General features: G+C 71.2%; 23 protein-coding genes and 1 tRNA gene. 10 read left to right on the forward strand and 14 right to left on the reverse strand.

Going from position 1 to position 22,376, the window contains the following annotated elements:
* Window positions 1-84: 84 nt before the first annotated feature.
* Together AAME72_RS16870 and AAME72_RS16875 are read left to right on the forward strand one after the other, a co-directional pair.
* The gene (locus AAME72_RS16870; protein ID WP_348787690.1) at window positions 85-1,299 is read left to right on the forward strand and encodes a cytochrome P450; all 1,215 of its coding nucleotides are present in this window, start codon (window positions 85-87) and stop codon (window positions 1,297-1,299) included.
* Window positions 1,300-1,427: 128 nt separating this feature from the next.
* Window positions 1,428-1,901: a DUF805 domain-containing protein gene (locus AAME72_RS16875; protein ID WP_348787691.1), complete on the forward strand. Its 474-nt coding sequence runs from the start codon at window positions 1,428-1,430 to the stop codon at window positions 1,899-1,901.
* Between the two features lies 1 nt (window position 1,902).
* Here the strand turns inward: AAME72_RS16875 and AAME72_RS16880 are convergent, their stop codons facing one another.
* The 6 genes from AAME72_RS16880 to AAME72_RS16905 all read right to left on the reverse strand — a co-directional run bounded on the left by AAME72_RS16880 (window position 1,903) and on the right by AAME72_RS16905 (window position 7,972).
* The gene (locus tag AAME72_RS16880) at window positions 1,903-2,295 is read right to left on the reverse strand and encodes a RidA family protein (RefSeq protein WP_348787692.1); all 393 of its coding nucleotides are present in this window, start codon (window positions 2,293-2,295) and stop codon (window positions 1,903-1,905) included.
* Window positions 2,296-2,345: 50 nt separating this feature from the next.
* Window positions 2,346-2,813 (reverse strand): hypothetical protein, encoded by a 468-nt coding sequence (locus AAME72_RS16885; RefSeq protein WP_348787693.1) that lies wholly within the window; start codon window positions 2,811-2,813, stop codon window positions 2,346-2,348.
* A gap of 76 nt (window positions 2,814-2,889) precedes the next feature.
* Complete coding sequence (locus AAME72_RS16890; protein WP_348787694.1) at window positions 2,890-4,518, reverse strand: hypothetical protein; 1,629 nt, start codon at window positions 4,516-4,518, stop codon at window positions 2,890-2,892.
* Window positions 4,519-4,522: 4 nt separating this feature from the next.
* Window positions 4,523-6,031 (reverse strand): NAD(P)/FAD-dependent oxidoreductase, encoded by a 1,509-nt coding sequence (locus AAME72_RS16895; RefSeq protein WP_348787695.1) that lies wholly within the window; start codon window positions 6,029-6,031, stop codon window positions 4,523-4,525.
* Window positions 6,028-7,065 carry an alpha/beta fold hydrolase gene (locus AAME72_RS16900; protein WP_348787696.1) on the reverse strand — a complete coding sequence of 346 codons (1,038 nt, stop codon included), beginning with the start codon at window positions 7,063-7,065 and terminating at the stop codon, window positions 6,028-6,030. Before AAME72_RS16900 ends, AAME72_RS16895 begins: the two co-directional genes overlap by 4 nt.
* A 64-nt stretch (window positions 7,066-7,129) precedes the next feature.
* Window positions 7,130-7,972: a class II glutamine amidotransferase gene (locus AAME72_RS16905; RefSeq protein WP_348787697.1), complete on the reverse strand. Its 843-nt coding sequence runs from the start codon at window positions 7,970-7,972 to the stop codon at window positions 7,130-7,132.
* A gap of 118 nt (window positions 7,973-8,090) precedes the next feature.
* Here AAME72_RS16905 and AAME72_RS16910 point away from each other — a divergent pair, with 118 nt between their 5' ends.
* On the forward strand, window positions 8,091-8,324 hold the full coding sequence (locus AAME72_RS16910; protein WP_348787698.1) for a hypothetical protein: 234 nt from the start codon (window positions 8,091-8,093) through the stop codon (window positions 8,322-8,324).
* A gap of 34 nt (window positions 8,325-8,358) precedes the next feature.
* On the opposite strand, the gene AAME72_RS16915 is transcribed toward AAME72_RS16910, so the two are convergent.
* The 6 genes from AAME72_RS16915 to AAME72_RS16940 form a co-directional block, all read right to left on the reverse strand.
* Window positions 8,359-8,868, reverse strand: coding sequence for a universal stress protein (locus AAME72_RS16915; protein WP_348787699.1), 510 nt, complete (start codon window positions 8,866-8,868; stop codon window positions 8,359-8,361).
* A complete protein-coding gene (locus AAME72_RS16920; protein ID WP_348787700.1) occupies window positions 8,865-9,293 on the reverse strand; it encodes a VOC family protein in 429 nt (142 codons plus the stop codon). The genes AAME72_RS16915 and AAME72_RS16920 overlap by 4 nt, the downstream gene beginning before the upstream one ends.
* 96 nt (window positions 9,294-9,389) lie before the next feature.
* Window positions 9,390-10,457, reverse strand: coding sequence for a zinc-ribbon domain-containing protein (locus AAME72_RS16925; RefSeq protein WP_348787701.1), 1,068 nt, complete (start codon window positions 10,455-10,457; stop codon window positions 9,390-9,392).
* 138 nt (window positions 10,458-10,595) lie between these two features.
* Window positions 10,596-11,348, reverse strand: coding sequence for a 3-oxo-5-alpha-steroid 4-dehydrogenase (locus AAME72_RS16930; protein WP_348787702.1), 753 nt, complete (start codon window positions 11,346-11,348; stop codon window positions 10,596-10,598).
* A gap of 306 nt (window positions 11,349-11,654) precedes the next feature.
* Window positions 11,655-11,730, reverse strand: a tRNA-Val gene (locus tag AAME72_RS16935).
* 25 nt (window positions 11,731-11,755) lie between these two features.
* Window positions 11,756-12,226, reverse strand: a complete 471-nt coding sequence (locus tag AAME72_RS16940) for a peroxiredoxin (RefSeq protein WP_348787703.1) — start codon at window positions 12,224-12,226, stop codon at window positions 11,756-11,758.
* A gap of 214 nt (window positions 12,227-12,440) precedes the next feature.
* Between AAME72_RS16940 and aceE the strand changes: the two genes are divergently transcribed.
* The 6 genes from aceE to AAME72_RS16970 all read left to right on the forward strand — a co-directional run bounded on the left by aceE (window position 12,441) and on the right by AAME72_RS16970 (window position 20,040).
* Window positions 12,441-15,167, forward strand: a complete 2,727-nt coding sequence (gene aceE / locus AAME72_RS16945; protein ID WP_348787704.1) for a pyruvate dehydrogenase (acetyl-transferring), homodimeric type — start codon at window positions 12,441-12,443, stop codon at window positions 15,165-15,167.
* A 9-nt stretch (window positions 15,168-15,176) separates the two neighbouring features.
* Complete coding sequence (locus AAME72_RS16950) at window positions 15,177-16,385, forward strand: helix-turn-helix domain-containing protein (protein ID WP_348787705.1); 1,209 nt, start codon at window positions 15,177-15,179, stop codon at window positions 16,383-16,385.
* 85 nt (window positions 16,386-16,470) lie between these two features.
* On the forward strand, window positions 16,471-17,397 hold the full coding sequence (locus tag AAME72_RS16955) for an ACP S-malonyltransferase (protein WP_348787706.1): 927 nt from the start codon (window positions 16,471-16,473) through the stop codon (window positions 17,395-17,397).
* Window positions 17,394-18,398, forward strand: coding sequence for a beta-ketoacyl-ACP synthase III (locus AAME72_RS16960; RefSeq protein WP_348787707.1), 1,005 nt, complete (start codon window positions 17,394-17,396; stop codon window positions 18,396-18,398). The genes AAME72_RS16955 and AAME72_RS16960 overlap by 4 nt, the downstream gene beginning before the upstream one ends.
* Window positions 18,399-18,441: 43 nt before the next feature.
* Window positions 18,442-18,693: an acyl carrier protein gene (locus AAME72_RS16965; protein ID WP_021765217.1), complete on the forward strand. Its 252-nt coding sequence runs from the start codon at window positions 18,442-18,444 to the stop codon at window positions 18,691-18,693.
* 111 nt (window positions 18,694-18,804) lie between these two features.
* The gene (locus AAME72_RS16970) at window positions 18,805-20,040 is read left to right on the forward strand and encodes a beta-ketoacyl-[acyl-carrier-protein] synthase family protein (RefSeq protein WP_348787708.1); all 1,236 of its coding nucleotides are present in this window, start codon (window positions 18,805-18,807) and stop codon (window positions 20,038-20,040) included.
* A gap of 204 nt (window positions 20,041-20,244) precedes the next feature.
* Here AAME72_RS16970 and AAME72_RS16975 read toward each other — a convergent pair whose 3' ends face one another.
* Complete coding sequence (locus AAME72_RS16975; RefSeq protein ID WP_348787709.1) at window positions 20,245-20,748, reverse strand: DUF3145 domain-containing protein; 504 nt, start codon at window positions 20,746-20,748, stop codon at window positions 20,245-20,247.
* Between the two features lie 180 nt (window positions 20,749-20,928).
* On the opposite strand from AAME72_RS16975, the gene AAME72_RS16980 reads away from it, so the two are divergent.
* Window positions 20,929-21,492, forward strand: a complete 564-nt coding sequence (locus AAME72_RS16980) for a PadR family transcriptional regulator (protein WP_348787710.1) — start codon at window positions 20,929-20,931, stop codon at window positions 21,490-21,492.
* A 34-nt stretch (window positions 21,493-21,526) separates the two neighbouring features.
* Here the strand turns inward: AAME72_RS16980 and AAME72_RS16985 are convergent, their stop codons facing one another.
* Window positions 21,527-22,372 (reverse strand): DUF1684 domain-containing protein, encoded by an 846-nt coding sequence (locus tag AAME72_RS16985; protein ID WP_348787711.1) that lies wholly within the window; start codon window positions 22,370-22,372, stop codon window positions 21,527-21,529.
* Between the last annotated feature and the right edge of the window lie 4 nt (window positions 22,373-22,376).

Consider the following 22,376-nt stretch of genomic DNA (forward strand, 5'->3'; position numbering starts at 1 on the left):
AAACGGTCTGACCGCGGCCGAGCCGGCACAACCCCTTGCAGCGCGGCCGGATCGGGTGTCGGGTGACGACGGGAGGGGATGCGCATGCGCGATGAGACCCTGGCGTTCGCGCGCGAGGGCTACCTGTTCGGCACGCGCCGCTTCCAGCGCGCCGGCGCTGACGTGGCGGTCACCCGCCTGGCGGGGGTTCCGCTGACGCTGCTGCGCGGGGCCGACGCGGCCCGGTTCTTCTACGAGGGCGGCCGGTTCCACCGTTCCGGCGCGATGCCCGCCTCCGTCCAGCACCTGCTGCAGGACGAGGGCAGCGTGCAGTCGCTGGAGGGCCAGGCGCACCGCACGCGGAAGGCGGTCTTCCTCGACCTGCTCACCGGCGGCGCGGAGAGCGGACTCGTCGAGCGGTTCGGGCGGGAGCTGTGGATGGCCGCGCGCGCCTCCGCCGGCGGCGAGGTGCGGCTGATCGACCTGTTCTCCGTCGCCCTGCTGCGCGCCGTCTGCGCGTGGTCCGGCCTGCCCGACGCGGTCGCCGCCGACCTCGAGCGGTCGCACGCCCTGCAGCGGATGATCGCCGGAGCGGGCACGATCGGGCCGCTGAACTGGGAGGCCCGGCTGCGCAGGCGCAGGGCCGAACGGCTCCTCGCCGACACCGTCGCCCGGCAGCGCCACGCGCCGTTCGCTCCCGACGGGTCGGCGCTCGCCGTGCTGGCCGCGCACACCGAGCCGGACCCGCTCTCGCTCGAGGTCGCCGCGGTCGAGCTCCTGAACATCCTGCGACCCGTCGTGGCGGTCGCCTGGTTCCTGACCTTCGCCGCGCTCGCCCTGCACCGGCGGCCCGCCTGGCAGGACCGGCTCGCGAACGGCACCGACGAGGAGGTGCGCTGGTTCTCGAACGAGGTCCGGCGCTTCTACCCGTTCTTCCCGTTCGTCGCCGGACGCGCGTCGCGCGAGCTGGAGTGGGGCGGCCGGACGTTCCCGGAGGGCTCGCGCGTGGCGCTCGACCTCTACGCGACCGACCACCATCCCGCACTCTGGGACGAGCCAGGCCGGTTCGACCCCGAGCGCTTCGACGGCCTGGTGGTCGAGCCGAACACGCTCATCCCCCAGGGTGGAGGTCGCTACGCTGAGGACCACCGCTGCCCCGGCGAGCCCGTCACCCTGGAGCTGATGGACGAGGGCGTGCGCCGGCTGACCCGGCGCATCGCATACACGGTCCCGGAGCAGGATCTCCGGGTGAGTCTGCGCCGGTTCCCCGCTCTCCCCCGCAGCGGTCTCATCGTCGGCAGGCTCTCGTTCCGCGACTGACCCGCCGCGCCGAAACGGAGGTTCGCCTGAGCGGACCGGTGAACTCCTTCAGCCGGTCCGAGCCGGATACCAGCCCCCGGCGCTATCCTCTGGTCACGGTCCACGGCGGACCGGGCTGGGAGGCGGCCATGTCTGCAGCTGTATCCCCGCGGGACGCTGTCCCGCTGGAGCTCCCCTACTACGGCGCGTCGTTTGCGACCGCCTTCGTCCGGTTCTGGCGCAAGTACGCGGTGTTCAGCGGCCGCGCAAGCCGCAGCGAGTATTGGTGGTGGGTGCTGTTCTCCGCCATCGTCGGCATCGCGATCGAGGCGCTCTACGTGCCGTCGTTGCTTCTCCGGCCGCGCGGCGGCGGCTTCCACCTGGATGCGGGCATCGTCGTGGCCGCGATCGTGGCGTCAATCTGGGGCCTCGCCACCATCGTCCCGACGCTCGCGCTGGTGTGGCGGCGCCTGCACGACGCGAACTTCAGCGGCGCGTTCTGGCTGTTCGCCTTCGTGCCGCTGGTCGGCTGGATCGTGGTGCTGGTGCTCACGCTGCTGCCGCCGAACCCGGCCGGGGTGCGCTTCGACCGGCGCGAGCCCGCCGTCACACCGCCGCGCTGACTCAGCCCTGCGGCACCGCGGCGATGGCGTCGATCTCGACGAGGGCGCCCGGGCGCGCCGGGGCGACGCCGAGCACGGTGACCGCCGTCCGGTGGTCGCCCCACACCGTGCGCGTCGCGCCGTAGGCCTCGGTCGGGTCGACGGACGGGTCCAGGTGGATGGTGAGCTTGGCCACGTGCTCCGGGCCGCAGCCGGCGGCGGCGAGCACGCTCAGCACGTTGCGCAGGGCCTGCTCGGTCTGCGCCTGCAGGCCGTCGAGCAGCGCGCCCTCCGAGTCCACCCCGTTCTGGCCGCCCACGACGAGCACGGGGCCGGCAGGAAGGATCATCCCCTGCGCGAACGCGGGGCTCGTGAACAGGTCGGGCGGGTCGACGGGGATCGGTTCTGCGGACATGCCTGCCTCCTTGCGGGTCTCGATATGCACGGTCGGTGACGCATCGGCGCTCACGGTGCCGGGGTGAACGTGACCTCCCCGCTCAGGAACGGGAACGGGAAGATCACGGTGCGGGTCTCGTGCACCGCGTCCAGCGGCACCAGGAACATCCAGACCGTACCGACGACCACCGACACCAGGACGATCGCGATCATCAGGATCGCCGCCCTGTCCAGGATGCGCAGCGCCTCCGGGGTCGTGCTCGCGCGCCGCGCGACCCGGCCGATCGCGACGAACAGGATGACCGCAAGCGCCGCGTACACCGGCCAGCCCGGGTGCACGCTCAGGCCGACGCAGGTCCCGGGCTGCGTGTCTCCCCCGCCGACGCACTCCATCCTGCTGCCGTTGCCCAGGGCGGTGTAGACGAAGGCGGCCGCGGCGGCGCTCAGCAGCACGCGCCGCAGCCGCATCAGGATCGGCCCCGCAGGCAGCCGCGAGGCCACCCCCGGGTCCACGTGCGCGTATTCCCTCGTCGGCATGTTGTCCCCCTCGCGTCGACGTCGAGTCGATCCTGGCACGAACGCGCCGCCCGCGCGAGAGTCGAGACGCGGGGCCTCAGCCCGCCACGGCCGGCGCCGCCTCGACCGGGACGCGCCTGGCGACCGTCACCGCGAGCGAGGCGTTCTCGCCGAACACCGGCAGACCGCGGGCGACGTCGGGAAGCGCAACGGTCCCCGTCAGGGTGCCGTCGTCGCGCTGGTGCAGCTCGAGCCGGACCGGCATCCGCGGTGTCGCATCGATCGGCCCGGGGAGCGTGCTGTTCCACGCCGTCCACGCGCCGAACCCGGTGCCGTCGGGCTCGGGGCCGATGTCGACGATGAGCGTGTCGCTCCAGTCCGAGATCTGCTCCAGGTGGTCGGCGAAGTCGAAGCCGCCGTTGTTCTCGGTCAGTTTGTACACCCGCAGCCGCAGGGCGTAGCGCACGAGGACGTCCGCGTCGGAGGCGATGGCGCCGCCCGTCGGCGGCTCCTTCTTCATCAGGAACGTCCGCACGATCGGGATCGGGGCATCCACGGTGTCCTTCTCGTGCAGGATCTCCTCGTTGAGCTGGATCGGGCACCAGTGCGCCGCCTGCTGCTCCGACATCACGATCGGCAGGCCGCGGATGGACAGCCCCATGTCCGCCTGCCATGCGTCGCCGGGGGCAAGCGCCTCCGTGCTGCCGGGCAGCCCCGCGAAGGCGATGGCGGCCATCCAGGTGCCGAACAGGAAGCGCGACAGGTTCTGGTATCCCTCCTCCGAGTTCACCTCGCCGTAGCGTCCCGAGTGCGACTTGTAGACGTACGCGCGGTGTGCGCCGCGCACGTACGCGTGCTCGATCAGCACCAGGCCGTCGCTCTTGGGGCCGACCGCCACGCGCGTCAGCGTGTAGTCGTTCGGGTCGGTGCCGATGAGGCAGAAGACGTCGTCCGCGTCGAAGATGTCCGGCGGGATCCGCTGCGGGTCCCACCCCGAGCCGGCGGGCGGCCGGTCGCCGAAGGTCTTCCCCGGGGTGAGGTAGCCGTACATCTTGGCCGGCGAGAACACGTCGGAGCCGGCCGGGCCGAACGCGTCCATCGCCCAGTTCGCGGCGCCCAGGGCGAGCTGGATGCCGCCGTGCGGCGTCCCGTACGTGAAGAGCTTCGCCACGATGTCCTTCGCGTGCCGCCGTGGGGTGCCGTCCACGGGAGTCTCGCAGACCTTCTGCATCATGCAGCGGGCGACGAGCCCGCCCATCGAGTGCGCGACGAGGTTCACCTTCGGCGCGCCGGTGCGCTGCAGCACCAGGACGACCAGGTCGTAGAGCTCGGCGGCCGCTCTCTCGATGTCGAACCCGTTGTCGTCGACGTGGCTGGTGATGGCGTCGACGATGCCCTCGAGGAAGTTCCGCTTCTTCGGAGCGGCGAACGTCGTCGCGACCTCGTCGTAGTAGCGGTGCACCCAGATGGACGCCGGCGGGAGCGGTTCGGCGGCCGTCTCGAGGTAGCGCTTCTGATCGCCGCGCACAAGGAACCGGTAGCCGTGCTCGGTCATCAGCCGCAGCAGCGGGCCCTCGAACTGGTAGAACATCGGGTCCCCGTCGCCGCCGATGCGCACATGCGTCGCGCCCTCGTTGAACCCGTAGAAGGGGTCGTCCACCGTGACGTCGATCTGGCTGCTGGGGCCCGCGTACCCGCGGACGTAGACGATCGGGAGTTCATCCATGCGCTCAGGATGCGCGCACCCCGGCCGCCGTGGCAAGGCTCCGTCCGACGGTGTACTCGGTGGGGTCGAAGCGGTGCGTGACCCGGGCGAACCGCGCGGCGCGGTAGGGCCAGAGGAACGTGTTCGCGCCGCCGGCGTCCAGGTAGTAGCTGGTGCAGCCTCCGGTGGACCAGACGCCGCGGGCGAGGCCGCGGGCGATCCGGTCCCGGTACGCGGCGACGGCCTCCGGCCTGGCCTCGATGACCGCATCCTCCGGCGAGGTCGCGATCGCCTGCACGGCGTAGTGCACCTGGCGCTCGATCATGTAGACGGCGCTGTTGTGCGAGAGCGCGGCGTTCGGCCCGTGCAGCAGGAACAGGTTGGGGAAGCCGGGAACGGTCGCCCCGCGCAGGGCGTACATCCCGTCCTCCCACTCCTCCGCGAGGCTCCTGCCGCCGACGCCGACGATGCGGGCGGCGATGCTCGGGCGGGTGGCGTCGAATCCGGTCGCGTACACGAGCACGTCGAGGGGGATCCGCCTGCCCGAATCGGTGACGACGCCCTCCGGCTCCAGCCGCGCGATGCCGTCGGTCACCAGCTGGACGTCCGGGCGGGTGAGGGCCGGGTAGTAGTCGTCGGAGACGAGCACGCGCTTGCAGCCGATCCGGTAGCCCGGCGTGAGCGCCCGGCGCAGCTCCGTGTCGCGCACCTGCCGGCGCAGGTGCGCCCGGGCGTAGCCGGCGATCACGGCGCCGAGCGCGGGCGACGCGAAGCCGAACCAGCGGGCGTCGTCCAGTGTGAACTCCAGCCCGCGCGCGAGCCGCTGCAGCCAGGGGGCGCGACGGAACAGCGCGCGGCGCGCGGCGCTCGTCGGCCGGTCGTGGCGCGGGATGATCCACGGCGCGCTGCGCTGGAACACGGTCAGCTCTCGGGCCCGGCGCGCCAGTTCGGGGACCAGCTGGATGGCGGACGCGCCCGTGCCGATGACCCCGACGCGCGCCCCCTCGATCGCGACGGACGCGTCCCAGCTCGAGGAGTGCAGCACCGTCCCCGCGAACGTCTCTGCTCCCGGGATGCGCGGGAGGTGCGGGTCGCCGAAGGGCCCGTGGCCGCTCAGCAGCACCCGCGCGGTGAGGTCGCCGGTGGAGGTGTGCAGGTGCCAGCGCCCCGCGTCGGCGTCCCAGGAGGCGCGCAGCAGCTCGGCCGCGAATCGCACGTGCGCGAGCACGCCGTGCGTGCGCGCGACGTCGTGCAGGTAGGCGAGGATCTCCTCCTGGCGCCCGTATGCGTGCCGCCAGTCGGGGTTCGGTGCGAACGAGAGCGAGTAGAGGTCGCTGCGGATGTCGCAGGCAGCGCCGGGATACGTATTGTCGCGCCAGGTTCCACCGAGGTCGGACGCGCGCTCCAGGACGACCACGTCGTCCCGCCCCTGCTCGATCAGGCGGGCCGCGGCGGCGATCCCGGCGAAGCCCGTCCCGATGATCGCCACGTCGAACGAGGCCGCCGTCGCCGCCTCCCGGGCAGCGGCGCTCACGACCCGCTCCCCGACGCGAACCAGGCGGCGATCTGCGCGCGCGAGCGGAACCCGAGCCGGGTGAGGATGTGCTCGATGTGCGACTCGGCCGACTTCTCCGTGATCGTCAGTGCGAGCGCGATCTCGCGGTTGGTCAGTCCGTCGGCCACGAGGGCGGCGACCTCCCGTTGGCGCGGGGTGAGCGCGGGTGGCACCGCCGGTGGCCCTGCGATCCCGAGGAACCGAAGCATCAGCGCGCTGAGCGCCGTGACATCCCCGAGGTACGGGATGTGCGAGCGGCCGGGCAGCGCCTCGAAGCGCGCGCCGGGGATCAGCGCGGCGAGCCGTCTGCCCTCCGCGACCGGGACCGCGCGGTCCTCGCCCCGATGGATGACCAGGGCGGGGCAGTCGACCGCGTGCGCGTCCGTCGCCGCATCCACCCGGTACGAGAGGGCGAGGATGTCCGCGGCCGTCTCCGCGCTGGCGGCGGCGCGCTGGTAGCGGGCGAACGAGGCGCGGCCGGTCGCGTCGGCGTCCGCGGCGAAGATGTCGGCGAGCACGTCGGAGCCGAGCCCCCAGTGCGCGCGGACGAGCGCCGGGATGCGCTCCCGCAGCTCCGGCGGGGCGAGCGCTGCGCCGTCCGCCCAGCCGCCGTAGAGCACGAGCGAACGGGTGCGGCCGGGATGCGCTGCCGCCCAGGCGAGCGCGACGGCCGTCCCGAACGAGATGCCGTAGAGGTCGACCCGGTCCGCGCCGGACGCGGCGATCACCGCGTCGAGGGCGGCGAGTGCGAGCTCGAAGGACGGGACGGCGCCGGCGGGCCGCGACCGCCCGCAGCCCGGCAGGTCGTACCGCACGACCCGCCGCCCGCGCCCGAGCGCCTCGGCGACGGCCCGTTCCGGGCGGATCGCCCAGCCGAGCTCGATGTCGCTGATCCAGCCCGGCACGCACACCAGCACCGGTCCGTCGCCGCTCTCGGCGAAGGCGACCGGCTGGCCGTCCGCCTCCGTGTGTGCGATCCGCTGCTGAACCGACAGGGTCCTCGTGAGTGTCATACCGCCAGGATGCGCCGGCGGCGGCACGGGCGCATCGGGGATTCCACCGAACCCCCGGTCCGCCTCACTCGCCGTCGTCGAGGAAGGGTTCGTGGTGGTAGCCCTCGTCGCTCAGGATGGCCACGGTCGACTCCCCCACCTCGACGAATGCGCCGGGCAGGTCGTTCAGCGGCTCGGACACGACAACCTTCGCCTTGTCGCCGAACTGCGCGAGCTGGGCGGCCTCCGGGTACATCTCCCGCATCTCCGGCAGCGCGACCGAGTGGTACAGGCTGCGGCTGCGGCGCGCGGTCGAGTAGCGGAACGCCCAGAGCGTCGCTCCGTCGGAGAGGGCGAGGGTGCCCTGCATCGGGAACTTCACGCCGTGCTTCTCGCCGACCTCCTCGACCATCCGCACCGTCTTCGCCATCGCCCCGATCGGGTCGTCCTTCAGCCCGAGCGTCAGGGCCAGGTGGAACAGCACCTCGGAGTCGGTGGTGCCGAGGATGTCCGGATACAGCGACGGGTCGACGGCGAAGGTGAGGTCGCGCTTCATCTCGCGGAAGCCGCCGAGGAAGCCGTTGTGCATGAACATCCAGTTGTCGTGCCGGAACGGGTGGCAGTTGGTGCGCTGGATCGGCGGGCCGCCCGCTGCGCGGACGTGCCCGAAGAACAGCGGGCTCGCGATCGACTCGGTGAGCTCGCGCAGGTTCTCGTCGTTCCAGGCCGGCTCGATGCTGTGGAAGAGCGCGGGCGTGCTTCCCGCCTTCGATCCCTCCGGGTACCAGCCGAACCCGAAGCCGTCCCCGTTCACCGTCTCGGCGCCGAGCGGCGAGTTCAGCGACTGCGCGACCAGCGAGTGCTGCGCGTCCAGGACGAGCAGGGAGGGCTTGATGGCCTCCCCGGAGTAAGCGAGCCAACGACACATGACGACCACCTCCACGGACCCCGGCGGTCCAGCCCGACCATAACGCCAGGGCCGGGGTCGCGGGAATGCCCGTGTCAACCCCTTCCCGCGCGGGCCCGCCGGACGCTTCGATCGTCCTGTGACCACGCACGCGACGTTCCAGCGCCTCGGCCTGGAACTGCAGGAGATCGCCGAACAGCACTGGCGCGTCTGCGACCTCACGGTGAGCAGGACCGGGGCACCGCCCGTGCGCGGCTACGTGCGCGCGCTCGACGGGATGTACGAGGTCACCCGCTTCGGACAGCCGGGGCGGCGCAGCTACTTCCGGAGCCTGGATGCGGCGCTCCGCGACCTCTCCCCCTCGCGTCGCTGACGCCGCACGCCCGCGGCACGCCTGGCTCGACACATCAGCGCCGCCGGGTCAGCCGTTCCGTCTGCGCGTTCGACACCGGCACGACGACGACCGGGCGGTCCTGCTCGTGGGCGAGCTTCGCCGCGACCGAGCCGGTGAGGAACTCCTCCAGCGCGGCGCCGAAACCCTTCTGCCGGGTGCCGACGACGAGGAGCCGGGCGTCGAGCTCCTCCGCGACGCGGGCCAGCGCCTTCGCGGGGTCGCCCCCGAGCACGCGGAGCGACCACGCCGCGTCTGCGCCGTCGATGACCGCCGCGATGCTCGCCTCCAGCTCCGCGCGGGCCGTCTGCGCGTCCGACTCCGCCGCCGTCGGGGGATGCAGGGACGCCTCCTCGCGTACCTCCGGCCGGTCCCACTCGGTCAGGTAGCTGTCCTCGGCCACGTGGGCGCAGAGCAGCGGCCGTCCGAGCGCCGCCGCCAGGCGCGCGCCCTCGGCGACGACCGCGGTCGACTGTCCGGGGTGGACGGCGGCGATCACGGGACCGCCGTCTCCCGGGGCGCTCATCCGGCCTGCGGCGGCGGCGAACCGGCGATGTTGACCAGCCACTGGATGCCGTACCGGTCGACCAGCATCCCGAAGCTGTCACCCCAGGGCGCCTTGGCGAGCGGCTCGATCACGGTGCCGCCGTCGGCGAGCCGGTCGTAGTAGCCGGAGAGCTCGGCCTCGTCGTCACCGCTCAGCGAGATCGAGATCTGCCCGCCCTCCTTCAGCTCCATCCGCTGCGGGACGTCGGCGGCCATGATGGTGAAGCCGGAGTCCGTGGTCAGCTGGGAGTGCATGATCAGCTCGGACTCCGCTGGGTCTTCGGCCATGCCGAACTCGGCGAAGGTGCTGCGCTGCAGCGAGCCACCGAACACCGACTGGTAGAAGTCCATCGCCTCGCGGGCCTTCGCCCGGAAGTTCAGGTACGGATTGAGGATCGATGGCATGGGGGCTCCCTTCGTCGCGCTGCCCGTACGCGGCCAGCGTAGCGATCGATGTCCGCGTGCACGAGCCCCTCGTCGGTGGCGCCCAGCCATCCGTGCTCAGCGCAGGTACGCGGAGACGAACAGCGCGCCGCGGATCTCCTCCAGCCGCTCCACGATCCGATCGACCACCGCGTCGGTGACGCCGCCCGCGGACACGTCGTACGGGCCGATCGGGAGCAGCTTGCCGCAGCGCACGCGTACGACCTCCCAGCCGACGGCGCGGAGCAGCCGGTCCTTCCTCCGGTCGGAGGCCTCCCGCGGACCCACGTGCTCCAGGCCGTGCCGGCCGACGGTGTCGTATTCGATCGCCACCCGCAGTTCCGGCAGCACGATGTCGGGCCAGACCTCCAGGTGTGAGTAGAACGGCGTCGCGACCCGAACGGCGTTCATCCCGAGGTCCACGTCGAGCCGGTCGCCGATCCGGCGCTTCAGCTCCGGCTCGGCTGCGGACGCCGCCCTCGGCGCCCACCGGCTGAGGAACGCCTCCCCGGCCGGGACCAGGGCCGCGCCGCCCGCCGCGTGCCTGCACACCGGGCAGCGCCGCCCGCCCAGGATCTTCTCGATGGTCGCCTGGTAGGCGGGATGGCCCTCCGCGCACTGCCACGAGTAGCGCCCGGCCGTGCCGTTCTCGGCGGACACGGCGACGCGGGAACCGGGGGCCGCCAGGGTCACCAGCGCCTCGCGGCTGAGCCCGGACCGGTCGAGGCGACGGCACAGGTAGCAGCGGTCGTCGTCGGGGTCGTTCTCGATGCGGCGCGGGTCGCGCGCGTGGCCGCAGGTGTGAACGCCCGCGTCCGGCTCCGGCCGCCGGATCCGCCGCGGCACGGCTCCCGCTGCGCAGTCCGGGCACCACGCGGACCGGCGCCGCGTCCCTCCCGGCCGCGAGCGTTGCTCGTCGGGCGTGGCCACGAAGCGGTGTCCGGCGTCGCACTCCCAGAGCAGGTAGACGTCGGCGGCCGGGGGCACCTGGCTGAGCACGATCCCGTGATTCAGGTCCGGGTGGTACTGGCGGATCAGCACGGGATACCGTTCCCAGTCACCGCGGTAACGCCCGACGGCGTAGGGCACGGGCGTGCCCTTGGACCACTGCCGTCTGGCCCACCACAGTTCGACGCTCTCCGTCACGCCGCCAGGCTAACCGCGGCCGCCGACAGCGGTCTCGGCCGATGCGAAGGCGACTGCGCCCCCATGTCATGATTGCGGCCGCGCGCGCACCAGCAGACGTTCCGCGGCGCCGCAGTCACGCTCGGCGCGCTCGGCGGGTCACAGCAGGTAGGGCACCAGCGCCCGGCGGTCGCGCGGGTAGTCGGGGAACGTCTCCGTGTACCAGCGGTGGTTCGCCATCGCCCGCGGGGCCAGGTTCGCGATCGTGTACAGCGCGAATGCGGCCCCCGCGACCGACCAGGTCGCGATGGCCCAGCCGATCCACTCGACGATCTCGCCCAGGTAGTTCGGGCTGGACACGTACCGGAACCCGCCGCCGGACGGGATGCGGTAGCCCTCGCCCCCGCGCCGCAGTGCGCGCAGGATGCGGTCGGAGCCGACGTTGAGCGCATACCCGCAGCCGAACAGCAGGAGACCGATCCAGAACCGCGGATCGGCGAGCCAGGTCAGCGCGTACGTCCCGTACTCGGAGACCCAGCGCGCGTTGATCCACGCGTTCAGCAGGTTGAAGAGGATGGCCAGCAGCATCACGAGCACGGGCATCCGCGAGCCGGACCGCATCAGGAACGGGTAGACGAACGCCCGCTGCACGTAGTGCGCCTGCCAGAGCAGCAGGAACAGCAGCGGCACGGTCTCGAACCGGTGCGCGCCCAGCAGGTAGAACGCGAGGAACGCGAGCGAGGCCGGCGCCTCCATGACAACCCAGCCGACGCGCGCGGGAACCGTCGGCCCCCAGCCGGGACGCCCGTGCCGCCCGCCGTAGGGCGCCACGATGAAGCACAGCGCGACGAACGTCACCACCGCGAGGGCGAGCTCCGCCCCCACGAGCCACCAGTACCATCCCCCGTCCACCCCGCCACCCTACTCATGCGCCCGGCGACGGATGGCTCTCGACACGGAACCGGGGCGGATGGGATACGCATGCGCGACGGTCCACGCTCGCCGAGCGGGAGGCGGCACCCAGAATTCGTACACGCCCGTCCGGGCCGGCCAGGGAGGAAGAGGGCATGACCACGCTCACGACCGCACAGCAGCACGAGATCCATCGCGAGGTCTACCTCAGCGAACGCCACGGCGACCGCATCCTTGTGGCATGCCGCTGCAGCATCGGGCGCGCCCACACCTACGAGGAGTGGCGCGCGCTCCACACGGAAGAAATGGTGGGCCCTGCCGGGATCGAACCGACGACATCCACGGTGTAAACGTGGCGCTCTACCAGCTGAGCTAAAGGCCCTCGGCGACCCAGCCTAGCCGCCAGCTCACACCCGCGCGGGCAGCAGCTCCAGTGCGGCGCGGTAGGCCTCGATCGAGCGGGCCTCGCCGGGGGCGGTGATGAACGAGGCTCGGATGATGCCGGTCTCGTCCACGAGGAAGGTCGCGCGGTTCGCGAAGCCTTTCTCGGGGAGGAACACGCCGTACTCCTTGGCGATGTCGCCGTGCGGCCAGAAGTCGGCGAGCAGGCTGAAGCCGTAGCCCTCCTGCTCCGCCCACGCGCGCAGCGTGTACTTGGAGTCGACGGAGACGCCCAGCAGCTCGACCCTGTGGTCCTCGAACAGCGCGAGGTTGTCGCGCAGCGCGCAGAGCTCGCCGGTGCAGGTGCCGGAGAAGGCGAGCGGGAAGAACACGATCGCCACCGCCTTCCTCCCGCGGAAGTCGCTGAGGCGCACGGCCTGGCCGTACTGGTTCACGAGTTCGAAGTCGGGTGCCTGGGTGTCGTTCTCCAGAGCCATCGGTTCGTCCTTTCGCCGCGCGCGGGCGTGTGCCCGTGATACGCACGAGGAGCGAGCATAGACCGGGCCGGGCCCGCTGGCAAGGCGCCCTCCCCGGACGGTCACGAGGATGCTCCGGTTGCGGCTAGGCTGAACGATGGTGCCCGCTTTTGTCGTGACCCGACAGCGGATGCGCGCCTTCCACGATCCATCCGACACAAGAAAGAGGTCGAGGGTGACTGTAAACGACCAGGACCCGTACTCGGTGAATAACATCGATTCGGACCCGGAGGAGACCGCCGAGTGGCGTGAATCCCTCGATGCACTGGTTGCTGCCCAGGGCCATGAGCGCGCTCGCGAGATCATGCTCAGCCTGCTCAAGCGCTCCAAAGATCTGCACCTCGGCGTGCCGATGGTGCCCACCACGGACTACATCAACACCATCTCCCCCGAGAACGAGCCGGAGTTCCCCGGCGACGAGGAGATCGAGCGCCGCTACCGCGCCTGGATCCGCTGGAACGCGGCCATCCTCGTGCACCGCGCTCAGCGTCCCGGCATCGCCGTCGGCGGCCACATCTCCACGTACGCGTCGAGCGCCGCGCTCTACGAGGTGGGCTTCAACCACTTCTTCCGCGGCCAGGACCACCCGGGCGGCGGAGACCAGATCTTCATCCAGGGCCACGCCTCCCCCGGCACCTACGCCCGCGCCTTCCTCGAGGGCCGCCTGAGCGCCGGCCAGCTCGACGGCTTCCGCCAGGAGAAGTCGCACCCGGGCGGCGGCCTCTCGTCGTACCCGCACCCGCGCCTCATGCCGGAGTTCTGGCAGTTCCCGACCGTGTCGATGGGCCTCGGCCCGATCAACGCGATCTACCAGGCGCAGCTCAACAAGTACCTCACCAACCGCGGCATCAAGGACGCGTCCGACCAGCACGTCTGGGCGTTCCTCGGCGACGGCGAGATGGACGAGGTGGAGTCGCGTGGCCAGCTCCAGGTCGCCGCCAACGAGAAGCTCGACAACCTGACCTTCGTCATCAACGCGAACCTGCAGCGCCTCGACGGCCCTGTGCGCGGCAACGGCAAGATCATCCAGGAGCTGGAGAGCTACTTCCGCGGCGCGGGCTGGAACGTCATCAAGGTGATCTGGGGCCGCGAGTGGGACGACCTGCTCGCCCGCGACGCCGACGGCGCGCTGGTCAACCTGATGAACCAGACGCCGGACGGCGACTACCAGACCTACAAGACCGAGAACGGCGCCTACGTGCGCGAAAACTTCTTCGGTCGGGACCCGCGCACCCTGGAGCTCGTCAAGGACTACACCGACGACGAGGTCTGGAACCTCAAGCGCGGCGGACACGACTACCGCAAGGTCTACGCGGCCTTCAAGGCGGCCGTCGAGCACAAGGGCCAGCCGACCGTCATCATCGCCAAGACGATCAAGGGCTACGGCCTCGGACCGTCCTTCGAGGGCCGCAACGCGACCCACCAGATGAAGAAGATGACGCTGGACAACCTGAAGACGTTCCGCGACGCCATGCGCATCCCGGTCTCCGACGCCCAGCTCGAGGAGAACCCGTACCTGCCCCCGTACTACAACCCGGGGCCGGACGACGAGGCCATCCGGTACCTGCACGACCGTCGCCGCGCGCTCGGCGGCTACGTGCCGGAGCGCCGCGTGAAGTACACCCAGCTGAACCTCCCCGACGACTCGGCGTATGCGATCGCGAAGAAGGGCTCCGGCACGCAGGAGATCGCCACCACCATGGCGTTCGTCCGGCTGCTGAAGGACCTGCTCCGCTCGAAGGACTTCGGTCACCGGATCGTGCCGATCATCCCGGACGAGGCGCGCACCTTCGGCATGGACGCGTTCTTCCCGAACGCGAAGATCTACAACCCGAACGGCCAGCACTACACCTCGGTCGACCGTGAGCTGCTCCTCGCCTACAAGGAGAGCCCGCAGGGCCAGATCATCCACGTCGGCATCAACGAGGCCGGCGCGCTTGCGGCGTTCACGAACGTCGGCACGTCGTACTCGACGCAGGGCGAGCCGCTCATCCCGGTCTACGTCTTCTACTCGATGTTCGGCTTCCAGCGCACCGGCGACGCGATGTGGGCGGCGGGCGATCAGATGGCCCGCGGCTTCCTCATTGGCGCGACGGCGGGGCGCACCACGCTGACCGGCGAGGGTCTCCAGCACGCGGACGGCCACTCGCTGCTGCTCTCCTCGTCCAACCCGGCCGTCGTCTCCTACGACCCCGCCTACGGCTACGAGATCGGGCACATCGTGCGCTCCGGCCTCGAGCGGATGTACGGCGACTCGCACCCGGACCCGAACGTCATGTACTACCTCACGGTGTACAACGAGCCGATCGTCCAGCCGGCCGAGCCTGAGGGCGTGGATGTGGACGGCATCGTCCGGGGCATCTACAAGCTCCGCGACGGCCAGGAGCAGGGCCCCAAGGCTCAGCTGCTCGCCTCCGGCGTCTCGGTGCCGTGGGCCCTGGAGGCCCAGCACCTGCTCGCGCAGGACTGGGGCGTGTCGGCGGACGTCTGGAGCGTCACCTCGTGGGGCGAGCTGCGCCGCGACGGCCTGAAGGCGGAGGAGCACAACTTCCTCTACCCGCAGCAGGAGAAGCAGGTGCCGTACGTCACCCGCAAGCTGCAGGGCGCCGACGGCCCGTTCGTCGCCGTGACCGACTACATGCACGCGGTGCCGGACCAGATCCGTCAGTTCGTGCCCGGTGAGTACGCCACGCTCGGAGCGGACGACTTCGGTTTCTCCGACACCCGCGCCGCCGCGCGCCGGTTCTTCAAGATCGACGGCCCCTCGCTCGTCGTCCGCACCCTGGAGCTGCTCGCGGCCCAGGGCAAGGTGGATCCGAACGCACCGGCCTGGGCGATCGAGAAGTACCTGCTGCACGACGTCAACGCCGGCACCACCGGTACCGCGGGCGGCGAGGCGTAGCACCCGCCCGTGCCGACGACACCGGAGAGGACCAAGGCCGAGACGCTTGCGTGGCTGCGCAAGATCTCCGGCGAACTCGCCACGACGACGCTGAAGCGGCTGGAGGACACGCTCCCCTGGTATCGGGACATGCCCCCCGGCCGCCGCAGCGCCGTCGGCCTGGTCGCCCAGGCCGGCATCTCCTCGTTCATCTCGTGGTTCGACGACCCGCGGTCGACACCGTGGATCGCCGCGGACGTCTTCGGGGCGGCTCCTCGTGAGCTGCTCCGGAGCGTCAGCCTCCAGCAGACGCTGCAGCTGATCAAGATCACCGTGGAAGTGGTGGAGGAGCGGGTCACGACCGGCGGCAACGAGTCGCTGAAGGAGGCCATCCTCCTCTACTCGCGTGAGATCGCCTTCGCGGCGGCGGACGTCTACGCCCGCGCCGCGGAGGCGCGCGGTCTGTGGGACGCGCGCCTGGAGGCGCTGGTCGTCGACAGCATCCTGACCGGCGAGTACGACGACGAGCTGCCCAGCCGCATCGCCGCACTCGGCTGGCACGGCCACGGCGAGGTCAGCGTCCTCGTCGGCACCGCCCCGAAGATGCTCGACGTGGACCAGCTGCGACGCACGGCACGGCACATGTCGGCGGACGTGCTGATCGGCGTCCAGGGCAGTCGCCTCGTGCTCGTGATCGGCCGCGCGTGGCCGAGCAACAACGCGCCCGAGGAGGCGATCGGCACGGCTCCGGTCGTCAGCTTCATGGAGATCGCCCAGCAGCTCGAGCCCGGCTTCGGCTCGGGCCACCTGGTGCTCGGTCACGAGGTGCCGAGCCTCGTGGATGCGTCCAAGAGCGCGAAGGCGGCCCTCGCGGGCTTCGCGGTCGCCAAGGCGTGGCGGAACTGCCCGCGTCCCGTGCACGCCGACGACCTGCTCCCCGAGCGGGCACTGGCGGGCGACGGACTGGCCAGGGCCACGCTGATCAGCCGCATCTACCGCCCGCTGCAGGCGTACTCGGCCGAGCTGCTGACGACGCTCTGGTGCTACCTCGACAACGGCCGGTCCCTGGAGGCGACGGCGCGCGAGCTGTTCGTGCACCCGAACACGGTGCGCTACCGGCTCAAGCGCGTCTCCGAGGTGATCGGCTGGGATGCGACCGGCGCGCGCGAGGCGCTCATCCTGCAGGCGGCCCTGATCGTCGGTTCGATCAACGAGCCCGATCAGCCTCGTCGCGGCTGACGTTGTAGAACTCCACAAAGCATTCCCCGATACTTCGTACCCATCCGACACATCCGCGCCGCGGAAGATTGGCAGACTTGAACTCGTGATTGTGATCGTGTGCCCGGGCCAGGGCTCTCAGACCCCCGGTTTCCTCGACCCGTGGCTGACGGAGTCGTCGTTCCGCGACCAGCTCACCGGCATCTCCGACGCCGTCGGCATCGACCTCGTCGCGCACGGCACCGTGAGCGACGCCGACACCATCCGGGACACGGCCGTCGCCCAGCCCCTGATCGTGTCGGCCGGCCTCCTCACGCTCTCGGCACTGCTCGCCGACGGCCGCCGCGACACGATCGGCGGGATCGCCGGTCACTCGGTCGGCGAGCTGACCGCGGCTGCCGGGGCCGGCGTGCTCTCGGAGACGGATGCCGTCGCGTTCGTGCGCGAGCGCGGTGCGGCGATGGCGAAGGCCGCCGCGGAGACACCGACCGGTATGAGCGCCGTGATCGGCGCCGACGAGACCGAACTGCTCGCCAAGCTCGACGAGCTCGGCCTCTCCCCCGCCAACTACAACGGCGGCGGCCAGATCGTCGTCGCCGGCGCCCTGGACGCGCTCGCGCGGCTCGGCGAGGAGCCGCCCGCCCGCGCCCGCGTCATCCCGCTGCAGGTGGCAGGAGCGTTCCACACCCGCTACATGGCCTCGGCCGTCCCGGTGCTGGAGGAGTTCGCCTCCACCCTGATCACGAACGACCCCACCGTGCGGCTCTGGACCAACAAGGACGGCTCCGAGGTCACCGACGGCGCCGAGTTCCTGCGCCTGCTCGTCGGCCAGGTCTCCTCCCCCGTGCGCTGGGACCTCGATATGCAGGCGTTCCAGGACGCGGGCGTCACCGGGATCATCGAGGTCGCCCCGGCCGGCGCGCTGGTCGGCCTCGCCAAGCGCGGTCTCAAGGGCGTGCCGAGCGTCGCCATCAAGACGCCGGACGACCTGCCCGCCGCCTTCGACCTCATCGACCAGGAGACCGCCCGATGACCCAGCCCACCCTCCAGCAGTCGCACGGACCGCAGTACACGCGCATCCTCTCGATCGGCGCCGCGCGCGGCGACCTCGTCGTCCCGAACGACGACCTGATCGGGCCGATCAATTCCTCCGACGAGTGGATCCGCCAGCGCACGGGAATCATCACCCGCACCCGCGCGAGCCACGACGTGCTCGCGGTGGACCTCGCCGAGGAGGCGTCGAAGGAGGCCATCGAGAAGTCGGGTGTCGACCCGAAGCTGATCGACGCCGTCATCGTGGCAACGATCTCCAACTCGCGCCAGACGCCGTCCCTCGCGGCGGTGCTGGCGGACCGCGTCGGTGCGAACCCGGCCGCCGCCTACGACATGAACGCAGCCTGCGCCGGCTACGCGTACGGCATCGCCCAGGCGGACGCGCTGATCCGCACCGGCGTCGCCCACTACGCGCTCGTCGTCGGCGCCGAGAAGCTCTCCGACGTCGTCGACCCGACCGACCGCACCATCTCGTTCCTGCTGGGCGACGGCGCCGGTGCGGTGGTCGTCGGCCCGAGCGAGTACCCCGGTATCTCGAAGACGGTGTGGGGCTCGGACGGCTCCAAGGCGGGCGCAGTCGGGATGGGCAGCACGCTCACCGAGTTCCGCGACGGCGAGAGCCCGTGGCCGACCCTCCGCCAGGACGGCCAGACGGTCTTCCGCTGGGCCGTGTGGGAGATGGCCAAGGTCGCCAAGGAGGCACTGGACGCCGCGGGCGTCGCCCCGGACCAGCTCGCCGCCTTCATCCCGCACCAGGCGAACATGCGCATCGTCGACGAGTTCGCCAAGCAGCTGAAGCTGCCGGAGACCGTCGCCATCGCGCGCGACATCGAGACGACCGGCAACACCTCCGCCGCCTCCATCCCGCTCGCGACCCACCGGCTCCTTCAGGAGCGCCCGGAACTGTCCGGCGGCCTGGCGCTGCAGATCGGCTTCGGCGCCGGTCTGGTCTTCGGCGCCCAGGTCGTCGTGCTGCCCTAGACTGTTCAACGGTCAAAACGACACCCCCTCAAGGAGATAAACCATGGCATTGTCCACCGAAGAAGTTCTTGCCGGCCTGGCCGAGCTCATCAACGACGAGACCGGGATTGCGACCGACACGGTTGAGCTGGACAAGTCGTTCACCGACGACCTCGACATCGACTCCATCTCGATGATGACCATCGTCGTCAACGCCGAGGACAAGTTCGACGTCAAGATCCCCGACGAGGAGGTCAAGAACCTCAAGACCGTCGGCGACGCGGTCGAGTTCATCGTCAAGGCGCAGGACGCCTAAGCACCGCACGACACACTTCCTTCGCGCGGGCGGTGGCCGATCGGCCCCGCCCGCGCGGGTGGACGCGCGCCTCGCGTCCGCCGTCGTTCCCAATCACACGGAGTTGCCGTTATGACCAAGAAGATCGTCGTCACCGGCGTGGGCGCATCCTCCCCGCTCGGTGGCACCGCACCGGAGAGCTGGGCAGGCCTTCTGGCCGGCGAGTCCGGTGCGCGCACCCTCACCCACGAGTGGGTGGCGAAGTACGAGCTGCCCGTCACCTTCGCCGCCGAGGCGAAGGTGCGGCCGGAGGAGGTCCTCGAGCGACCCGTCGCGAAGCGCCTCGACCCCTCCAGCCAGTTCGCCCTGATCTCCGCGATGGAGGCGTGGGAGGACGCGGGCTCGCCCGAGGTCGCTCCCGAGCGCCTCGGCGTCGACTACGCGACCGGCATCGGCGGCGTCTGGACGCTGCTGGACGCTTGGGACACCCTGCGCGACCGCGGACCCCGTCGCGTTCTTCCGATGACCGTGCCGATGCTCATGCCGAACGCCGCCTCCGCCGCGGTGTCCATGCACTTCGAGGCCCGTGCCTTCGCGCGCACCGTCGCCTCCGCGTGCGCGTCGAGCACCGAGTCGCTTGCGAACGCCTACGAGCACCTGCAGGCCGGCCTCGCGGACGTCGTCATCGCCGGCGGCACCGAGTCCGCGATCCACCCGATCACAATCGCGTCGTTCTCGTCGATGCAGGCGCTGTCGCGCCGCAACGACGACCCGGCCACCGCGTCCCGCCCCTACAGCGTCGACCGCGACGGCTTCGTGATGGGCGAGGGCGCCGCCAGCCTGGTTCTCGAGACCGAGGAGCACGCGCTCGCTCGCGGCGCGCACATCTACGCGGAGATCGTGGGCGGCGGCGTGACCGCCGACTCGTACCACATCACGGCGAACGACCCCGAGGGACGCGGTGCGAGCCGCGCCGTGCGGCTCGCCCTCGAGCAGGCCGGCGCGAGCGCCGACGAGGTCACCCACATCAACGCGCACGCGACCAGCACGCCGGTCGGCGACCCGTCCGAGTACGTGGCGCTCCGCGAGGTGTTCGGGGAGCGCGTCCACGACATCCCCGTCTCGGCGACCAAGGCGTCCACCGGTCACCTGCTCGGCGGCACCGGCGCTCTGGAGGCCGTGTTCACCATCCTGGCGCTCCGCGACCGTGTCGCACCGCCGACCATCAACATCACCGAGATGGACCCGGCGATCCCCCTCAAGGTCTCCAGCACCCCGCAGCCGCTCGGCGACGGCCCGCAGCTGGCGATCAGCAACTCGTTCGGCTTCGGCGGCCACAACGCCGTCGTCGCGATCCGCTCGGTCTGACCCGGGCGCATCCCCGTCGGAAAGGGAGGGGTTCTCGGCCGCGTCGGCCCTGAACGCCTCCCTTTCCCGCGTCCGGCCGCATGTCGCGGCCCGCATCCTCCCTGCCCGGCGTGGGAAAAAGGGAGGAGTCCCGGGTCGTCGTGACCCGGGACTCCTCCCTTTTCACCGCGAGCGGACGGCATCGGCCCGGCCCGCCGCGGGAGTTCAGCCGACCTTGTGCAGCCAGATGACCGACGTGTCGTCGTGGGCGTGCCGGAACGGCTCGAGCTCGTCGTCCCAGGCCTGCCCCAGCGCGAGCCGGAGCTCGCGGTGCAGCTCCAGCGCGTTCGCTCCGGCGATCTCCATCGCGTAGCGCACGCGGTCCTCCGGGATCACCATGTTGCCTGCGGTGTCGGTCTGGGCGAAGAAGATCCCGAGGTCGGGGGTGTGCATCCAGCGGCCGCCGTCGGTGCCGAGGCCCGCGTCCTCCGTCACCTCGTAGCGCAGGTGCTCCCAGCCGCGCAGCGCGGAGGCGAGGCGCGCGCCGGTGCCCTGCGGGCCGTCCCAGAAGAACTCGGTGCGCTGGGACCCCTTCAGCACCGGCTGGGTCTCCCAGGTGAAGTTGACGGCGCGACCGAGAGCGCGACCCGCCGCCCACTCGATGTGGGGGCAGAGCGCGCCGGGAGAGGAGTGCACGTAGAGCACTCCTCGGGCTGCGTGAGCCGTCATGGTTTCCTCCGTTCGTTGGTGCGTCTTCCCCTACGACCAGGAACGGTGTGCCATGACCTATGAAATTGGGCGCCTCACAGGCGCTGCCACGATTATGCCGGAGAACCGCCCGAAGTTACAAGATTGTGATTCGGCGATTCCTTCACGACCAGCGCGCGCGGGCGGAATAGCATACCGAGTATGTCGGTTCAGTACGGTTTCCTCGCGGTCCTGACCCAGGGCGCCGCGTACGGCTCTCAGCTCCAGAACGAGTTCCTGATGCGCGCGGCTCATCGGCGCGGCCTGAACGCCGGGCAGGTGTACTCCACGCTCGACCGGATGATGGAGCAGGGACTCGTCGCCTCGGCGGGCGAGACGGACGACGGGCTCCCCCTCTACGCGCTGACCGAGGCGGGCGAGGCCGAGGCCACCGCGTGGCTCACGCGCGGGCCGGTGGACGCCCGTCCCGACTGGGACGAGATGCAGGACCAGGTGCTCGTCGCGGTCTCGATCGCCGGAGCGGACCCCGCGGCCGTCGTCGCGGACTACCGCGCGGCGTTCGAGGAGCGGATCCGGGAGCTGCGGCACGAGGCGGACTCGCGCGCGCTTCTGGCGGCGAACCGGGCCGCCGAGCTGGGCGCGCGCGCCGCGATCGAGTGGCTGGACGAGGTGGCCGCGGCGCTGGCGACGCATCCGGGAGCGCTGCTGCAGCCGAGGAGCCCGGAGCGCCCGCGGCGCGGACGAAAGCCCGCAGCGAGCGCCTGACGCCCGGCGGCTCCTGCCCCGGCGGCGCCGTGGCTCAGTGGAGCAGCTCGCCCTGCTTGTTGAGGACGTTCTTCTCGCCGGCCTCGATCGGGACCGCGAAGCGGTTCTGCGCCGGCGGCAGCGGGCAGTTGAAGTTGTAGCTGAACGCACACGGCGGGAGCACGGCCAGGTTGAAGTCCAGGGTGACGGTGCCGTCGGGGTTCGGCGCGACGAAGAGGAAGCGGCCGACAGAGTAGGTGCTGTCCCCGTTCGTGGCGTCGGCGAACACCAGCTGCAGGGCGCGGCCGGACTTGAACGCGGCCAGGTTGTAGTCGACGCCGTCCTTGCTGAACGTGATCTCGCCCGGGATGACCATGTCCCTGGTCTTGCCGTCGTCCTTCAGGTGCTCGAAGCCGATGGTCCTGCCGCCCTCGATCGGCGAGAAGGTGGCCTGGATGATCCACTCCGGGTTGAAGTCGAACGCGTCGATGGAGCCGAACTCCTGGATCGCCTCGGAGTTCGCGTCCCACACCCGCAGCGCGTAGTCGCCCTCCTCGCTCGCGATCACGAAGCCGGTGACCGTGTCGCTGAAGACGATCTCCGACGGCGCGGGGTCGTCCTTGCCGCGCACGATCGCCTCGCCGTCGACGAGCACGCCGTCGACCGTGATGCCGTCCGCCGCGGTGGCGACGACCTTCAGGCCCGACTGGCCTGCGGGCAGCGGCGCCCAGAGTCCGGGGACGCCCCAGATCGGCTGCGCCTCGCCCGGGTCGCCCGTGATCCACTGGGTGTTGACGAGCGCGAGGTTGCCCTTCGGCGCGGTGACGGCCTGCTCGCGGCGCTGGCGGTAGCGCGCCAGGACGTCACGCGGGTCGGCGGGGGCGGTGGCGGTGTCGGTCATGGTC

The sequence above is a fragment of the Leifsonia sp. NPDC080035 genome (genome assembly GCF_040050925.1).
Taxonomy (GTDB): Bacteria; Actinomycetota; Actinomycetes; order Actinomycetales; family Microbacteriaceae; genus Leifsonia.

What these genes read in the sequence shown, in the direction of transcription:
- AAME72_RS16870 (WP_348787690.1), top strand. Translation starts at nt 85, where the DNA reads ATGCGCGATGAGACCCTGGCGTTCGCGCGCGAGGGCTACCTGTTCGGC.
- AAME72_RS16875 (WP_348787691.1), top strand. Translation starts at nt 1,428, where the DNA reads ATGTCTGCAGCTGTATCCCCGCGGGACGCTGTCCCGCTGGAGCTCCCC.
- AAME72_RS16880 (WP_348787692.1), bottom strand. Translation starts at nt 2,295, where the DNA reads ATGTCCGCAGAACCGATCCCCGTCGACCCGCCCGACCTGTTCACGAGC.
- AAME72_RS16885 (WP_348787693.1), bottom strand. Translation starts at nt 2,813, where the DNA reads ATGCCGACGAGGGAATACGCGCACGTGGACCCGGGGGTGGCCTCGCGG.
- AAME72_RS16890 (WP_348787694.1), bottom strand. Translation starts at nt 4,518, where the DNA reads ATGGATGAACTCCCGATCGTCTACGTCCGCGGGTACGCGGGCCCCAGC.
- AAME72_RS16900 (WP_348787696.1), bottom strand. Translation starts at nt 7,065, where the DNA reads ATGACACTCACGAGGACCCTGTCGGTTCAGCAGCGGATCGCACACACG.
- AAME72_RS16905 (WP_348787697.1), bottom strand. Translation starts at nt 7,972, where the DNA reads ATGTGTCGTTGGCTCGCTTACTCCGGGGAGGCCATCAAGCCCTCCCTG.
- AAME72_RS16915 (WP_348787699.1), bottom strand. Translation starts at nt 8,868, where the DNA reads ATGAGCGCCCCGGGAGACGGCGGTCCCGTGATCGCCGCCGTCCACCCC.
- AAME72_RS16920 (WP_348787700.1), bottom strand. Translation starts at nt 9,293, where the DNA reads ATGCCATCGATCCTCAATCCGTACCTGAACTTCCGGGCGAAGGCCCGC.
- AAME72_RS16940 (WP_348787703.1), bottom strand. Translation starts at nt 12,226, where the DNA reads ATGGCTCTGGAGAACGACACCCAGGCACCCGACTTCGAACTCGTGAAC.
- AAME72_RS16960 (WP_348787707.1), top strand. Translation starts at nt 17,394, where the DNA reads ATGACCCAGCCCACCCTCCAGCAGTCGCACGGACCGCAGTACACGCGC.
- AAME72_RS16965 (WP_021765217.1), top strand. Translation starts at nt 18,442, where the DNA reads ATGGCATTGTCCACCGAAGAAGTTCTTGCCGGCCTGGCCGAGCTCATC.
- AAME72_RS16970 (WP_348787708.1), top strand. Translation starts at nt 18,805, where the DNA reads ATGACCAAGAAGATCGTCGTCACCGGCGTGGGCGCATCCTCCCCGCTC.
- AAME72_RS16975 (WP_348787709.1), bottom strand. Translation starts at nt 20,748, where the DNA reads ATGACGGCTCACGCAGCCCGAGGAGTGCTCTACGTGCACTCCTCTCCC.
- AAME72_RS16980 (WP_348787710.1), top strand. Translation starts at nt 20,929, where the DNA reads ATGTCGGTTCAGTACGGTTTCCTCGCGGTCCTGACCCAGGGCGCCGCG.
- AAME72_RS16985 (WP_348787711.1), bottom strand. Translation starts at nt 22,372, where the DNA reads ATGACCGACACCGCCACCGCCCCCGCCGACCCGCGTGACGTCCTGGCG.